Annotated in this window: 12 protein-coding genes; 6 read left to right on the plus strand and 6 right to left on the minus strand. The window is 70.6% G+C overall.

The window, feature by feature from the left end; genetic code table 11:
- The first annotated feature begins 9 nt into the window (after nt 1–9).
- Nucleotides 10–747, plus strand: coding sequence for a hypothetical protein (locus DEJ35_RS07700; protein WP_111123795.1), 738 nt, complete (start codon nt 10–12; stop codon nt 745–747).
- 6 nt (nt 748–753) lie between these two features.
- On the opposite strand, the gene DEJ35_RS07705 is transcribed toward DEJ35_RS07700, so the two are convergent.
- The 3 genes from DEJ35_RS07705 to DEJ35_RS07715 all read right to left on the minus strand — a co-directional run bounded on the left by DEJ35_RS07705 (nt 754) and on the right by DEJ35_RS07715 (nt 4,508).
- Nucleotides 754–1,536, minus strand: coding sequence for an endonuclease/exonuclease/phosphatase family protein (locus tag DEJ35_RS07705; RefSeq protein ID WP_111192497.1), 783 nt, complete (start codon nt 1,534–1,536; stop codon nt 754–756).
- 38 nt (nt 1,537–1,574) lie between these two features.
- The gene (locus DEJ35_RS07710; protein ID WP_110858599.1) at nt 1,575–3,077 is read right to left on the minus strand and encodes an LCP family protein; all 1,503 of its coding nucleotides are present in this window, start codon (nt 3,075–3,077) and stop codon (nt 1,575–1,577) included.
- A gap of 78 nt (nt 3,078–3,155) precedes the next feature.
- On the minus strand, nt 3,156–4,508 hold the full coding sequence (locus DEJ35_RS07715) for an MFS transporter (protein WP_111192499.1): 1,353 nt from the start codon (nt 4,506–4,508) through the stop codon (nt 3,156–3,158).
- A gap of 107 nt (nt 4,509–4,615) precedes the next feature.
- Here DEJ35_RS07715 and DEJ35_RS07720 point away from each other — a divergent pair, with 107 nt between their 5' ends.
- From DEJ35_RS07720 to DEJ35_RS07730, 3 genes are read left to right on the plus strand one after another with little or no spacing between them, the layout of a single operon-like run.
- Entirely contained in the window at nt 4,616–6,868 is a 2,253-nt protein-coding gene (locus DEJ35_RS07720) for an FAD-dependent oxidoreductase (RefSeq protein WP_111192501.1), read from the plus strand.
- Nucleotides 6,869–6,906: 38 nt separating this feature from the next.
- On the plus strand, nt 6,907–8,334 hold the full coding sequence (locus DEJ35_RS07725) for a hypothetical protein (RefSeq protein WP_111090119.1): 1,428 nt from the start codon (nt 6,907–6,909) through the stop codon (nt 8,332–8,334).
- A gap of 26 nt (nt 8,335–8,360) precedes the next feature.
- Entirely contained in the window at nt 8,361–9,137 is a 777-nt protein-coding gene (locus tag DEJ35_RS07730) for an IclR family transcriptional regulator (protein ID WP_027467181.1), read from the plus strand.
- A gap of 97 nt (nt 9,138–9,234) precedes the next feature.
- Here the strand turns inward: DEJ35_RS07730 and DEJ35_RS07735 are convergent, their stop codons facing one another.
- Nucleotides 9,235–9,885, minus strand: coding sequence for a GntR family transcriptional regulator (locus tag DEJ35_RS07735; protein WP_111192503.1), 651 nt, complete (start codon nt 9,883–9,885; stop codon nt 9,235–9,237).
- A gap of 12 nt (nt 9,886–9,897) precedes the next feature.
- The gene (locus DEJ35_RS07740) at nt 9,898–12,012 is read right to left on the minus strand and encodes an efflux RND transporter permease subunit (protein WP_111192505.1); all 2,115 of its coding nucleotides are present in this window, start codon (nt 12,010–12,012) and stop codon (nt 9,898–9,900) included.
- 77 nt (nt 12,013–12,089) lie between these two features.
- On the opposite strand from DEJ35_RS07740, the gene DEJ35_RS07745 reads away from it, so the two are divergent.
- Together DEJ35_RS07745 and DEJ35_RS07750 are read left to right on the plus strand one after the other, a co-directional pair.
- Nucleotides 12,090–12,497: a MarR family winged helix-turn-helix transcriptional regulator gene (locus tag DEJ35_RS07745; RefSeq protein ID WP_111192507.1), complete on the plus strand. Its 408-nt coding sequence runs from the start codon at nt 12,090–12,092 to the stop codon at nt 12,495–12,497.
- A 75-nt stretch (nt 12,498–12,572) separates the two neighbouring features.
- The gene (locus tag DEJ35_RS07750; RefSeq protein WP_111192509.1) at nt 12,573–13,616 is read left to right on the plus strand and encodes an LCP family protein; all 1,044 of its coding nucleotides are present in this window, start codon (nt 12,573–12,575) and stop codon (nt 13,614–13,616) included.
- A gap of 82 nt (nt 13,617–13,698) precedes the next feature.
- Here DEJ35_RS07750 and DEJ35_RS17655 read toward each other — a convergent pair whose 3' ends face one another.
- On the minus strand, nt 13,699–14,394 hold the full coding sequence (locus DEJ35_RS17655) for a transglycosylase family protein (protein ID WP_111123803.1): 696 nt from the start codon (nt 14,392–14,394) through the stop codon (nt 13,699–13,701).
- Between the last annotated feature and the right edge of the window lie 236 nt (nt 14,395–14,630).

Genomic DNA, 14,630 nt, shown 5'->3' on the forward strand with positions numbered 1-14,630 from the left:
CGTCGAACGGTGACTCCTCGGACCCTGCTCGCGCTCGGCGCCGCCGTGCTGGCCTTCTCGGCCGGTGCGCTCGCGTTCGACGGCACGCCAGGGGTGGGCGCGGACGCAGCCGTGGCGGCGGAGACGTCCCACGATGCCGCACCGGTCCGGGTGTCGGACGCGAAGCTCCGACGGGTCGACTCGATCGAGCTCGACGCCGAGGCCCTCGTGCTCCGGAACGGCGGCAAGACGGTCGTGGAATCGTCGATGCGCGACTCCCGGCTCACCGTGTCCGTGCTCGACCGCTTGCTCGGCACGCCGTCGCGGACACAGACGGCCGAGGGCGACGGTGGCGCCTGCTTCCCCGCCGGCACGACCTACACCTGGGGTGGTGCCATCCGCGTGGCCGCCCTGCGCTCCGACGCCCGAGCGGGCAACGCCGTCGAGGTCCGGATCCTGCGTGACTCGGTGCGGAGCCGCTCGGGTGCCCGGATCGAGCTGACGGGCCCTGACGGCATCCAGGTGGGCGACGACCTGGACGAGCAGATCGCCGACGCGCCCCGGTCGCACCGGGTGTCCTACGGCTCCGACGACTCCCGCGCCTGGCAGCTCCTGCTGCAGGAGGGCTGGAACGAGGCTCCCGCGACGGACGACGATGCCCAGGACACCACAGACGTCGGCACGAACGGGGTGTCCGCGCTGACGAACGAGACGACGGTCACGGTGCTCGGTTCCCCGATGCCCGTCCACGCACGCCGGAGCTGCTGACGCGGGTCAGATGCGCAGGGTCGCCACCACCGGGAAGTGGTCGCTGGCGAACCAGGTCTCCGGTCCGTCGTGGTCGATCACGACGCGGTCCACGCCGCTGACACCGCGGGTGAGCACCCAGTCGATCCGTTCCCCGGAGTCGACCGGCGGCTGCCAGTCGTTGAACGTCGCGGTCCGGTCGGACGGATCCCCCGCGGTCAGCCAGGCATCGGCGAACCCGGCCTCCGAGAACACCCTCGACGCGGTACCGCTCCCCGCGGGCTCGTTGCAGTCGCCCGCGAAGACGACCGGACCGGTCTCCCCGGCGAGCCGTTCCGCGATCAGGGCGGCGCTCCGGCCCCGGACCTCGTCACCGTGGGGTCCGGGCTCGTGGTCGAGGTGGGTGGTGAGCAGGGTGAACGCGGGTCCCTCGGCATCGAGGAACCGGGCGTGGTTCGCGATCCGCGGGTACAGGCTGCCCCAGGTGTTCGAGACCGGCTCGTCCGGGGTGTCCGACAGCCAGAACGATCCCTCGTCCGACGGGCGGAACCGGTCGCGACGGTAGAAGACGGCCGCGTGTTCCCCGGCGTCGCCGCCCTCGCGCCCCTGCCCGACGTCGGCGTGGTCCGGCAGCCCGGCGCGCAGGTCGTCCATCTGGTGCGCGAACGCCTCCTGCACGCAGAGCAGGTCTGGGTCGTGCCGGCGGATCACCTCGAGCACGATCGGCAGGCGGGCCGGCCAGTCGTGCGCGGGGTCCGGGTTCTTGATGTTGTAGGTCATCAGGACGATCGGGCGTGCGGCGCTGGTCACTCCACGAACCTACCGACGCCTCGCCTGGCCGGTTCCCATCAGTTGATGCAGGTGCCCTCGGTGCCGTAGTTGTGCACGTCGGTCGACTTCGGCGACGGTTCCTTCGCGGGCTGCTCCGCCGGCTTCGAGCCCGAGCCCGAGCCGCTGTCCGCCGGCGTCGAGGGCGCGGCGCTCGGCTCGGTCGCGACCGGCTTCGCGGTCTTGCCGTCGGTGCCGAGCACCAGCGTGACGCCGGTGACCGCGTTGGTCCGGACGGCGACGGCGCCCGGCACGACGGCCGCGACGGCCTTCGCCTGCGACTCCTGGCCGGCCGGGTACTGCACCTGCGTGACCTTCGTGGTGGACGAGGACCCGGCCGGTGCGACCTGGAACCCGCGAGCCGTCAGGACCTGCCCCGCGGCGGTGGCCGCACCCTGCGCACCACTGCCGTTCAGCACGGTGACGGACGTGTTCGCCGGTTGCGCCGGACCGGCGGCGGTGTAGGCCTCGGGCTCACCGACCAGGCCCTGCACGAAGGCCGGCAGCCCGACGGTGTCCACCTCGACGATGGAGAGCGCCGATCCGTTGACGTAGATCGTCGGGGTCCCGAGGGTCGGGATGGTGGCCGACTGGATGTTCGCGGGCCGGAGGTTCCGCATCTGCGAGGCGAGGTCGATCAGGTTGGTGTCGGTCTGGATCGATCCCCCGACGGCCTTGAGGATGTTGCCCATCTTCACCGGGTTGAGCAGCGTGCCCGCCGAGGTGACCTTCCGTGCCTCCTGGGACAGGAAGTACTGCTGACGGATGTTGCGGTCCAGGTCGCCGTTCGGCAGGCCGTGGCGCTGTCGCACGAAGGACAGCGCCTCCTTCGCGTCCAGCGAGGACTTGCCCGCTGGCAGGTTCACCCCGGAGAACGGGTCGTTGGTGGCCTGGTTGAGGCACACCTCCACCGGCCCGAGTTCCTTCACGACCTGGTAGAAGCCGAGCAGCGAGACCCGGACGTAGTGGTCGATCTGCAGCCCGCTCAGGTTCTCGATGGTCTTGATGAGCATCTTCGCACCGCCGGTGTCCCCACCGCCGTTGAGCGTGCCGTAGTAGAACGCGCTGTTGAGCTTGCCCTTGCCGACGTCCGGGATGTCGACGTACGAGTCGCGGGGGAACGAGATCATCGTCGCCTGGCTGCCGTCGGCGTTGATGTGCAGCACGATCATCGTGTCGGTGTTCGTCGCGCCGCCGTCGTCCTCGGTGCTGAGCTCGGCGAGCTGCTCCGGGGTCGCGTTGTCCGGTCGGTGGTCGTCGCCGACGAGCAGGATGTTCTGCGCCTTGCCGTCGACGTCGTTCTTCTCGTCCTTGTCGCCGGTGATCGCGTTGACGATCGTGACGCCGTCGGACAGCTGGTTGTACGCGTACGCCGCGTACCCGCCGCTCAGCAGGAGGGCCATGGTGAGCACCCCCGCCACCGCCGGGAACACGACGCCAGCGCGTCGCTTCTGGCGCCCGTGGCGCGGCGTCGCGGCACCGCGGCGTGCGGGCTCGGTCGTCTGCTCGGGTTCGTTGCTCACCGGGAAACCATAACCGGCGCGCGCACGACGGACATGGGATGCGCCTGGCAGGTCACCCCATGCCCGCTGTCGCGTCCCTCACCGGACGGCGAGGCCCTGCTTGTTCGTCTCACGGGCCCGCAGCACGGTGATCCCCGTGATCGCCGCAGCCGCCATGACGTAGAAGGCGGGCGCGAACGTGTTGCCCGTGGCACTGATGAGCCACGTGGCGAAGTACGGCGTGATGCCGCCGAAGAGCGCGACGCTGATGTTGTAGGCGATGCCCATCGACCCGTAACGGATCGCGGTCGGGAAGAGTTCGGCCATCGCCGCGCTGACGGCACCGTCGAACGCCGCCATGAACAGGCCGAGCAGCACCATCGCGCCCGCGGCCGCCCAGAAGTTGCCGGCGTCCATGAGCATCAGCGTCGGGTAGGTCAGCACCAGGAAGCCGGTGCAGCCGGCGAGCATGACGGGCTTCCGGCCGATCCGGTCCGACAGCAGACCGAAGAACGGCACGAGTCCCGCGATCACGAGGAAGCCGATCACGACGACCCCGTACGACACCAGCGGCGAGTACCCGAGGTCGGCCTGCAGGTACGACGGCATGAAGGTCTGCAGGATCCAGTGGCCGACCGCCTTGAGGACGACGAAGCCGATGCAGAACAGCAGGGCCTTCCACCCGGTGCGGAGCGAGCGACGCAACGGGTTCGCCGCGACCTCGCCCTTCGCCTTGAGTGCCCGGAACTCGGGGGTGTCCTCGAGCCGGCTCCGGAGGTACAGGCCGACCAGTCCGAGCGGGACCGCGATGAGGAACAGGACGCGCCACCCCCACGTCTCGAGCGCGTCGTCGCCCGCGAGCGCGGTGAACAGGAACACCAGCCCGCCACCGACGATGAAGGCCGCGAACCCGAAGACGTCGATGAAGCTCGTCACGAAGCCCCGTCGGTTCGAGGGCGCGAACTCGGCCAGGAGCGTCGTCGCGCCGGCACCTTCGCCACCGGCGGCGAAGCCCTGCACGAGCCGGACCAGCACGAGCAGGATCGGTGCGAGCAGGCCGACGCTCTGGTAGGTCGGCAGGATGCCCATCACGGCCGTCGCTCCGCTCGTGATGAGGATGACCGTCGCGAGCGTGGTCTTCCGGCCGACCCGGTCGCCGAGCGAGCCCCAGAACAGACCACCGAGCGGGCGCATCACGAAGCCGGCACCGAACACGGCGAACGCGGAGAGCAACGCCACCTGGGGGTCGCCCTGCTTGAAGAAGTACAGCGAGATGACCGTGGCCAGGGTGCCGTAGAGGCCGAAGTCGAACCACTCGACGAAGTGGCCGACGCCCGCGGCGACGATCACCTTCCGCATGCCCTGTCGGCGCGCGTCGTCGCCCAGTGCTGCCTGGGCGTCCGGGGGGCCGGCGTCGTCCGCGCTCGTGCGCGTTCGGGTTCCGTCGCTCATGGGTGACCTCACACTTCGTTGTCGAGAGTTCGTTGACGATAGCACTTGTCGGGCACACTTTGCCACACAGTGGGAAGGAAGCGCCAGAGAGTGATACCGTCGCCGCCATGCAGTCCCGTGAACAGCACCACGACGTCGTGGTCGTCGGAGGCGGTCTCGCCGGCGTGTGCGCCGCGGTCGCCGCCGCACGCCTCGGCTCCAGCGTCGCCCTCGTCACCAACCGCCCCGTACTCGGTGGGAACTCCTCGAGCGAGATCCGGGTGTGGGTGGTCGGGGCGACCGCGCACGGAACCCATCGGTTCGCCCGCGAGACCGGGATCATGGGCGAGCTCTTCCTCGAGAACCAGTACCGGAACCCGCAGGGCAACGCGATCTACTGGGACCAGGTCGTGCTCGACCTCGTGCGCGCCGAACCGAACGTGCGCCTGCACCTCAACACCGACGTCCGGATCGTCACGACCACCGACGACGACGGCGCCACCCGGATCACCTCCGTCACGGGGTGGACGATGGGGTCCGAGATCGAGACGACCTTCACCGCGCCGGTGTTCCTGGACTGCACGGGCGACGGCCTCGTCGGCGCACTCGCCGGGGCGTCGTTCCGGATCGGCCGCGAGGGACGCGCCGAACACGGTGAGGCGTGGGCGCCGGAACAGCCCGACGACGAACTGCTCGGCAGCTCGATCTTCTTCTCGACGCACGACACCGGTCGGCCCGAGAAGTTCGTGCCACCGTCGATCGCCGTCGACCTGACGACGACACCGATCCTGGCCAACCGGGCCATCAAGACCGGGGACAACGGCTGCAACTACTGGTGGATCGAGTGGGGCGGTGCGCTCGACACCGTCGCCGAGAACGAGCGGATCCGCGATGAGCTCTGGGGCGTCGTCTACGGGATCTGGGACCACATCAAGAACTCCGGCGCCTTCGACGCCGAGACCCTCACGCTCGACTGGGTGGGTGCGATCCCCGGCAAACGGGAGTACCGCCGGTTCATCGGCGACCACACGCTCACCCAGCAGGACCTGCTGTCGCAGCGGACCTTCCCCGACGCGGTGGCGTTCGGCGGCTGGTCGATCGACCTGCACCCCGTCGAGGGCGTGTACGCCGAGACCGCAGGCGCGCAGCAGCGGTACACGGACGGCACCTACGACATCCCCTTCCGTTCCCTCTACTCCGCGGACGTCGCGAACCTGCTCTTCGCCGGCCGGAACATCTCCGCGTCACACGTGGCGTTCGGCTCCACGCGGGTGATGGCCACGTGCGCCACCCAGGGCCAGGCCGCCGGCACCGCCGCACACCTCGTCGCCCGGCACGGCACGACGCCCCGCACGCTCGGCGCCGACCACGTCGAGATGCTCCAGCAGACACTGCTCCGCGAGGACGCCCCGCTCATCGGGGTCCGGGCCGTCGACGGCGCCGACCTGGCCCGCCGGGCGACGATCACCGCGAGCAGTGAACTCACCTCGATCGACACCACCCCGTGGGCGACCGCCGACACCTTCGCACTCGATCGCGACGTCGCGATCGTCCTGCCGGCCGACCCGGCGCTCGGCTCCTTCGCGCTCCGGACCGTCGCCGACGACGACGGCACCGCGGCCGAGCTCACGATCGAGCTCTGGACGACCGGCAAGCCGCAGAACTACGCCCCGATCGAGCACGTCGCCACCCACACCGCTGCGGTGGCTGCCGGATCCGGGGAAGCGGTGGTGGACCTCGCGTTCCGACCCGGAGAGCCGTGCAACGCGGTCGTCGTCGTCCGTCGTGCCCCCGGCGTCCGCCTGGTCCTGACCGACGGGCACCCGTACGGGGTGCTGGCCCTCCGAGCCCGCACGGCCGACGACGAGCAGTTCGACGACCACATCCCCGAGGAGTCCGACCAGCCCGTGACCGACTGGGAAGCGCGCGCCCTGCGCGGACGGTCCTTCGCGTTCACCGCAGCCGGCGCATCGGACGCGTGGCGGGCCTCCAGGGTGGTCGACGGGTACCAGCGTCCCTTCGGCGGCCCGCACCTGTGGTCGTCCGAGGCCGGCGACGGCCGAGCCGCCCTGACACTCGACTGGACGGAGTCGATCGACGTGCGCCAGGTGCGGATCGTGTGGAACGACGACGTCGACGCCGACCTCATCAACCTGCACCACCACCGCACCCACTGGGACGCCGTCCCGACGCTCGCCCGTGACTACCGCATCGAGGTGTCCGTCGACGGCTCGTGGCGGCAGCTCGAGACCGTCACGGACAACCGGCACCGGCATCGCGTCCACGACCTCGCCCCGGTGCGGACCGACTCGCTCCGCGTCGTCGTGACCGCCACGAACGGGTCGCCGTTCGTCACGGCGAGCGCCGTGAAGGTCTACTGACCCACCTGCAGCACCCACAACGATCAAGGGAGATCGCCATGCGCCTGCGCGCACACACCATCGCGACGGTCGTCGCGCTGTCACTCGCCGCCGTCGGCACGTCCGGGCCGGGAGGCGCGGCTGCGGTCGCGGACACCGCCGCCAGTCCGTCAGCGGTCACCGCCGGCACCGCCACGATCCAGCCCAACCCGGGGAACCCCACCTCGCCCACCGCGACCGCGCACACCGTCTCGGCGAACGGGACGGCCGTGCCGGTCAGGGCCGAGTCGGTCAGCGGCACCTCGCACGACGTCGCGATGTTCGCCAAGGGGGCCGGTACGGCGACCGTCAGCGTCACCATGCCCGGCCTCGCCGCGTCGGCCACACCGGTCGTCACACCACGGACGCTGTCGATCGCGACGACCCGCTCCGGTTCCACGATCACGTTCACGATCCGCGACGCACACCCGCTCGTGATCGAGACGCCCGGCGTTCGCGCACTGTTCCTCTTCGTCACACCGGCCGAGACGACCGTGCCGTCCGCCGCTGACCCCTCGGTCCGGTACTTCGGCCCGGGCGAGCACGACGCCGGAGTCATCCGCCCGACGTCCGGGCAGACGATCTACCTGGCTCCCGGTGCACTGGTGCACGGTCGCATCGACGGTGACGGCGTCACCGGCGTGCGGGTGCTCGGCCGTGGGATCCTCGACGCCGGCGACGACACCTCGCGCACCGCGAAGACGATGGCGATCCGGTTCCGCGACAGCTCCGACGTCACGGTCTCCGGCATCGGCGTCCGGAACGCACAGTGGTGGCAGACGCTGTACATCCGGTCGTCGGGCATCCACGTGTCGTGGACGAACCTGATGGGCACGCTCATCAACAACGACGGCATCGACACCGACGGCGTGCAGGACATGGCGGTCGAGCACAACTTCGTGATGAGCGGCGACGACGGCTTCGGCTGGCACGCCCTCGACGCCGCCACGAACGGCGAGCCGGAGACCCGCGGGCTGCACGCCCTCGACACCACCTTCTGGAACGTCACCGGCGGCAACCCCGTCCGGTTCGGCTCCTCGATGGAGACGTCGCTGTTCACCGACATCTCGATCACGCAGTCGTACGTGCTCCGCGCCAAGGAGGTCGCCCTGAAGTTCGACGTGCAGGACTGGGCGACGGTCTCCGACGTCACGGTCGACGGCTTCCACGTGGAGTCGCAGCCGGTCGGGAAGCGAGCGATCGTGCTGCAGGTCCTCAAGGGGCAGTACTCGAACGACACCGGCTACCGCGACGAACGCGGTCGGATCACGGGCATCACGATCCGCCACTTCACCGACGTCACGGCGGACTCCGTGACGCTGTCGGGCTGGGACGCCGCCCACGGGATCTCGGGCGTCGCGTTCCAGGACGTCGTGCTCGGCGGGGTGCCGCTGACAGCTGCGCAGGTGCGCTCGAACGCGTTCGTCAGCGGCGTCACGGTGTCCTGATCGCCGTCGCAGACCAGAATGAGGGGATGACGACCACCCCTCCGAACCAGAGCGTCGAGCGCGCCGCGGCGGTCCTCGGCGCGCTCGGTGCTGCTGACGGGCCGATGCGTGCCTCCGACATCGCGCGGGCGATCGGCCTCGGCACATCGACGACGGGTCGGCTCCTGGCGACGCTCGAGTCGCTCGAGTACGTGCGCCGCGATCCCGATTCGCAGGGGTACTCGGTCGGTCGCGCCGTGCTCGAACTCGCCAGCCAGGGGCTCAACCACAACCCGGTGCACCGGGAGAGCCGGGCCGCGGCGCAGGAACTCGCGCACCGGATCGGCCTCACCGCGAACGTCGGGGTGCGCGACGCCGCCTCGTGCATCTACCTCTGCCACTTCGAGGGGTCACTGGCCCCGAAGTCGCACACCATGATCGGGATGCGACAGCCGCTGCACGCGTCGGCACTCGGCAAGGCCCTCATGCTCGACCTGTCACAGGTGGACCGGGAGCGGCTCCTCGGTGCGGACCTGGCGCGGTACACCGACCACACCATCACGTCGCACGACGCCCTGACCGCCGACCTGGCCGTCTCGGCGAAGCGCGGCTGGACCGAGGAGAACCAGGAACTCGCGCTCGGCCGGTTCTGCATCGCAGCGCCGATCAGGAACGCCTCGGGGGACACCGCGGCCGCGCTCTCGATCTCCGGACGCCTCACGCAGCTCCGCGACCGTGACCTCGGGTCCCTGGCCGAGGACCTCATCGAGGTCGCCGACCGCATCAGCGTCGGTCTCGGGATGATCAGCGCCGTCGCGCACTGACGGCTCGCCTGGTCGCGTGGTGACGCGGTGACGGCCTGGAGGCGTGTGGCGGGGCGGCCACGCGCCTCCAGGCCGTCGCCTGGTCGCGTCCGGAACGCTAGTCGCGCGACGGGAGCAGGTGGATCGCCTCCATGGCGAGCTCGGCGGCGATGGGGTCCTTCGCGACGACGGCGTCCTTGAGCTTGGTCAGCTCGGGCAGGATCACCTCGGCCGGCAGGAGCTCGGCGAGCTCCGGCACGCGGAGCTTGAAGGAGAGCCCGTCCGTCGTCGAGTTGCAGAGCTGCACGAGCGACGGGTTGCCGCACGCGTCGGCCCACATCGAGTAGATGCCGGCGCCGTCGCGGGCGACCTGGTCCTGCTCGTCGGCGCCCACCCGCGCGTGCACGTCGTCGAGCATCTTCACGATCTTCTTGCGCTGCGCGTCGGTGAACCGGGGCACCGCGAGCCGCACGACGCCACCGTAGATCACGCCGAGGGTGCGGTACGCGTCGAGGAGTTCTTCCTTCGTCGGCGCCGCGACCCGGGTGTAGCGGTTCGGCGCCATCTCGATGAGTCCGGCCCGGGCGAGTTCGGCGAGGGCCTCGCGGATCGGCGTCCGGGAGACCCCGAGCCAGGCGATCAGGTCGTCGTCGTTGAGCCGTTCCCCGGGCTCGAGCGTGCCGTCCATGATGGCGTCGCGGATCTTGTCCTGCACCGTGTCACGGAGGAGCTTGCGCTCGGCAGCGGGCTGCGTCGAGGGAACTGGCATGGGTCCAGCGTGTCACATGTCAGGGTTCGTGCGCGAGAGGCGCGACGGCCACCAGGCCCGGTGCCCGAGGTCGTAGGCCAGCGCCGGCACGAGCAGCGAGCGGACCACGATCGTGTCGAGCAGGACGCCGAACGCGACGACGAACGCGATCTGCACCAGGAACAGGATCGGGATCACGCCGAGGGCGGCGAACGTGGCGGCGAGCACGACGCCCGCCGACGTGATCACCCCGCCGGTCACTCCGAGTCCGCGCAGGACGCCCTCGCGTGGACCGTGTCGCAGTGCTTCCTCGCGCACTCGTGTCATGAGGAAGATGTTGTAGTCGACGCCGAGGGCCACCAGGAACACGAACGAGTACAGCGGCACGCTCGGGTCCGCGCCCGGGAAGTGGAACACGTGGTCGAAGACGAGCGCTCCGACACCGAGGGCCGCCGCGAAGGACACGATCACGCTGCCGATCAGGACGAGCGGCGCGACGATGCTGCGGAGCAGGAGCATCAGGATCAGCAGGATGACGACGAGCACCACGGGGATGATGAGCGTGCGGTCGCGGATCCCGGTGTCGTTCGTGTCGACCGCCGTCGCGGTGACGCCTCCGACGATCGCTCCGGGGTCGACCCGTTCGACGGCGGTGCGGAGGTCGCGGACGGTCTGCTCGGCGGCGTCCGAGTCGGCGGCGTCGGACAGCGTCGCCTCGAGCAGGACATCACCGCGGGAGACGGTCGGCGTGCCGCTGCCGGCGGCGTCCCCGGTCACCGGGACGGTACCGGCGGGACTGTCCTTCGCTGCAGCGACCACACCGTCGACCCCGTCCACCGCGGTGATCGCGTCGACGAGCTGGTCGAGGTCGCGCTCCGCACCGATGACCTGCGCCGGGCTGCCGGAACCGCCCGGGAAGTGGTCGGCCAGCACGTCCTGACCGTCACGGGCCTCGGACGACCCGATGATCAGGTCGCTCTGCGGCACCCCGTCCGCCTTGAGTCCGAACAGGCCGGCGCCCATCGCGAGCAGGCCGACCGTGCAGACGATCCACACCACCCGGGACCGCCGAGCGACGAGCCGGCCGACGCGCGCCCAGATGCCGCGGGCGTCCGGACCGGTGAGCTCGGGGTGGGCGCTGCCGAACGCCGGACGCAGCGGCCAGAACGCCGCGCGGCGGAACGCGAGCAGCAGCGCGGGCAGGAGCGTCAGGGCAGCGAGCAGGCTGAACGCGATGCCGATGGCCGCGACGGGGCCGAGCGCCTTGTTCGAGTTGAGGTCGGAGAGCAGCAGGCAGAGCACCCCGACGATCACCGTGCCGCCCGAGGCCAGGATCGGCTCGAGGCTCCCCCGCAGGGCGGCCTTCGTCGCGTCCCAACCGGTGCGGTGGTCGCGCAGCGCCTCACGGAAGCGCGAGGTGTACAGGAGCGCGTAGTCCGTCGCCGCGCCGATCACCAGGATCGACAGGATGCCCTGCACCTGCCCGTTGACCGTCACGATGTCGGCCTCGGCGAGCCACCAGACCACGAGGATCGAGGCGCACAGGGCGAAGGTGGCGGTCCCGAGCACGAGGACGGGCAGCAGGGGTGATCGGTAGACGATGATCAGGATCACGAGCACCGCGGCGAGCGCCACCCCGAGCAGCAGTCCGTCAATGCCGGCGAAGGCCTCGGTCAGGTCCGCGGTGAACCCTGCGGGACCGGTGACGTAGCCGCTCACACCGGACGGGAGCGCATCGTCGACGTCGGCCCGGATGGCCTCGACCGCGTCCCCGGTCTCGGCGTCCTGCGTGAGCGTGGCGACGATCTCGACCGCGTCGCCGTCCTCGCTCGGGATCACCGGGCTGACGGCCTCGACGTCGGCGCGGTCGGACAGCGTCGTGACCAGTGTCTTCGCGTCGGCGAGGTCCGTCGACGTCAGGCCACCGTCACGCTCGAGGACGATGATCGCGGGAGCCCCCGACTCGTCGCGGAACTCCGAGGACCGTTCCTGCACCTTGGTGGCGTCGGCCGAGGCCGGCAGGAACGAGGTCTGGTCGTTGGTGGAGACCTCGGAGATCTTGCCGAAGAACGGACCGCCGACGGAGGCGATGCCGAGCCAGACCACGATGACGAGCGCGGGGAGGACGATGCGGAGGAAGCGGGACACGTCGGTGAGCGTACACCGATCGTCAGCATGCTGAATACTTGACGGTCGAGCGCACCTGCCGACCGTAGAATCACGACATGCAGGACATGACCGAGCAGTGGCCCCTCGGACGCCTGCTGTCCGCGGCCGCACGGTCCGTCGAACGAGACTGGGACGAACGCCTCCGCGCCATCGGGCTCTCGCACGCCGCGGTCGTCGCGATCGACATCCTCATCCGGACCGGACCGACCGGCGCCGACACCATCGCCCGCACGGCCCGGGTCCAGCCGCAGACGATGTCCCGCACCCTCGAGCGGATGGAGCGGGACGGTCTCGTCGAGCGGACGCCGCACGCCGCCGACCGTCGACGCCGGGTGGTCAGCGTGACACCCGCCGGCCGGTCCGCGTGGGAGACCGCGCGGCACATCGAGCGCGAGGTCCTGCCGGAGGACCCGGCACTCCGCACGGCACTTGGCGAGCTGCTCGCCAAGCCACAGCTCGAGTGAAACACTGTTCGTGAAATACCACATGCGGTAAGATCCCGTGGTCGGTCCGTGCCGACCTGACCACAGGAGCCCCGCATGTCCGAACGCCGAGCCGCCCGGGCGGCCGCAGCACACACTCTCCGCGCACCCGGTCGCAGCACGCGGCGACGGCGACCGTTCCTGGTCGCCCTGATCGCGACGCTCGGCTCGCTCGTCGGTGTCGCCCTGGTCATCGCCGTCGTGGCGAGCGTGTTCGTCGGCGGACTCGCGCGGAGCTTCGACGCCGGTCGCGACACCATCGCCGACCCGTTCCCGAGCGGTGCGCGACCGAGCACGTCCGGCGGTGAGAACATCCTGCTCATCGGGTCCGACACTCGCGCGCAGGGCGGCCCCGAGGGTGCGCGGCCCGAGCTCGGCGGGCGCTCCGACACCCTGATGCTGGCGCACGTCCCCGCCGACCGACAGCACGTGTACCTCATGTCGATCATGCGCGACTCCTGGGTCGAGGTCCCCGGACACGGGCGCGCGAAGATCAACGCGGCCTACTCCTGGGGTGGGGTCGCCCTCACCACGGAGACCGTCGAACAGCTCCTGGACATCCGGATCGACCACGTGGCGGAGATCGACTTCGCCGGGTTCGAGGACATGACCGATGCCCTCGGCGGCGTCACGGTCGACTCCCCCCGGGCGTTCTCAGCACGCGGCCACGACTTCACGGCCGGGGCGAACCGGCTCGACGGGGCCGCAGCACTCGCCTTCGTCCGGGAGCGCTACGCCTTCGTCGACGCCGACCACACCCGCGTCCGCAACCAGCAGGCGTTCATGCGCGGCGTCGTGAACGGGCTGCTGTCCCGCGGCACCGTCACGAACCCCGGTCGCATCCAGGACTTCGTCGCGGCGACGAGTGCGCACCTGTCGGTCGACGCCGGGTTCTCGTTCGCACGGATGGCGGAACTCGGGTGGTCGCTCCGAGCGGTCCGGGCAGACGACCTCGTGACCTTCACCGTGCCGACCGCGGGCTCAGGGACGGCACCGGACGGGCAGTCGATCGTGAACCTGAACGAGCTCGCCGTCGGCTCCCTGTCCCAGGCGCTCCGGTCCGACGACGTCGCCGGCTGGCTCGCCGACAACCTGCAGTAGTCCAGTACCGCGAGGCCGCACGCACGACGACGCCCCACGACTCGAGGTCGTGGGGCGTCGTCGTGTCCGGTCTGCGGAGAGATCAGGCGGGGAGCTGGAGCTCCTGGCCGGCGTAGATCAGGTTCGCGTCGTCGATGGTCGACGTGTTCGCGGCCCAGAGCTGCTTCCAACCGCCGTCGACCCCGAGCTTCGTCGCGATCGTGTCGAGCGTGTCGCCCGAGGCGATCGTGTACGTCTTGCCGCTCGTCTCGACCGGGGCGGGCTTGCTCGGCGTCGTCGCTGCCGGGGCGGGCGTCGACTCGGTCGTGCTCGGCTGCGGGGCGGCCTGCTCGGCAGGAGCCGGTGCCGGAGCGGCAGGCTGCGGGGCAGCCTGCTGTGCGGGCGCCGGAGCCGGTGCGGGGGCCGGAGCGGCCGCGGCGGGGGCTGCACCGCTGGTGCCGCTCAGCCCGAGCTGGGCGGAGCAGGCGGGCCATGCACCCCAGCCCTGCGAGGCGAGGACACGCTCGGCGACGGCGATCTGGGCCTCGCGGCTGGCGGAGGCGGGGTTGCCCGCGCCACCGTTCGCCTGCCAGGTACCGAGGTTGAACTGCAGGCCACCGTAGTAGCCGTTGCCGGTGTTGATGGCCCAGTTGCCGCCGGACTCGCACTGCGCGAGCTGGTCCCAGGTCGAACCGGACGCTGCGTTCGCGGGGGCTGCCGCGAGGCCGACACCGGTCGCTGCGATGCCGGCGAACGCCAGGCCACCGACGATGGTGCGGGTACGGGAAAGCTTCTTCATGTGATTGCTCCACCGGGGTCACGAGCCGCATCTGCTGCGGAATCCACTGCCCACCCCGACCGATCGCGGTCAGTTGTGGGGTGCGCCACCGGGGGCAGTGGTCATCGGGCCGGCGGCACCTCGGTCGGCAACCATAGGAAACTCTTGACCGTTATCAAACCGAGACAAACGGTTCTACCCGTAGATGCTATGTACCCCTACCCCGAACCTGAACGGGCACATTCCCATGGGCATGG

Source organism: Curtobacterium sp. MCPF17_051 (assembly GCF_003234595.1).
GTDB lineage: Bacteria > Actinomycetota > Actinomycetes > Actinomycetales > Microbacteriaceae > Curtobacterium > Curtobacterium flaccumfaciens.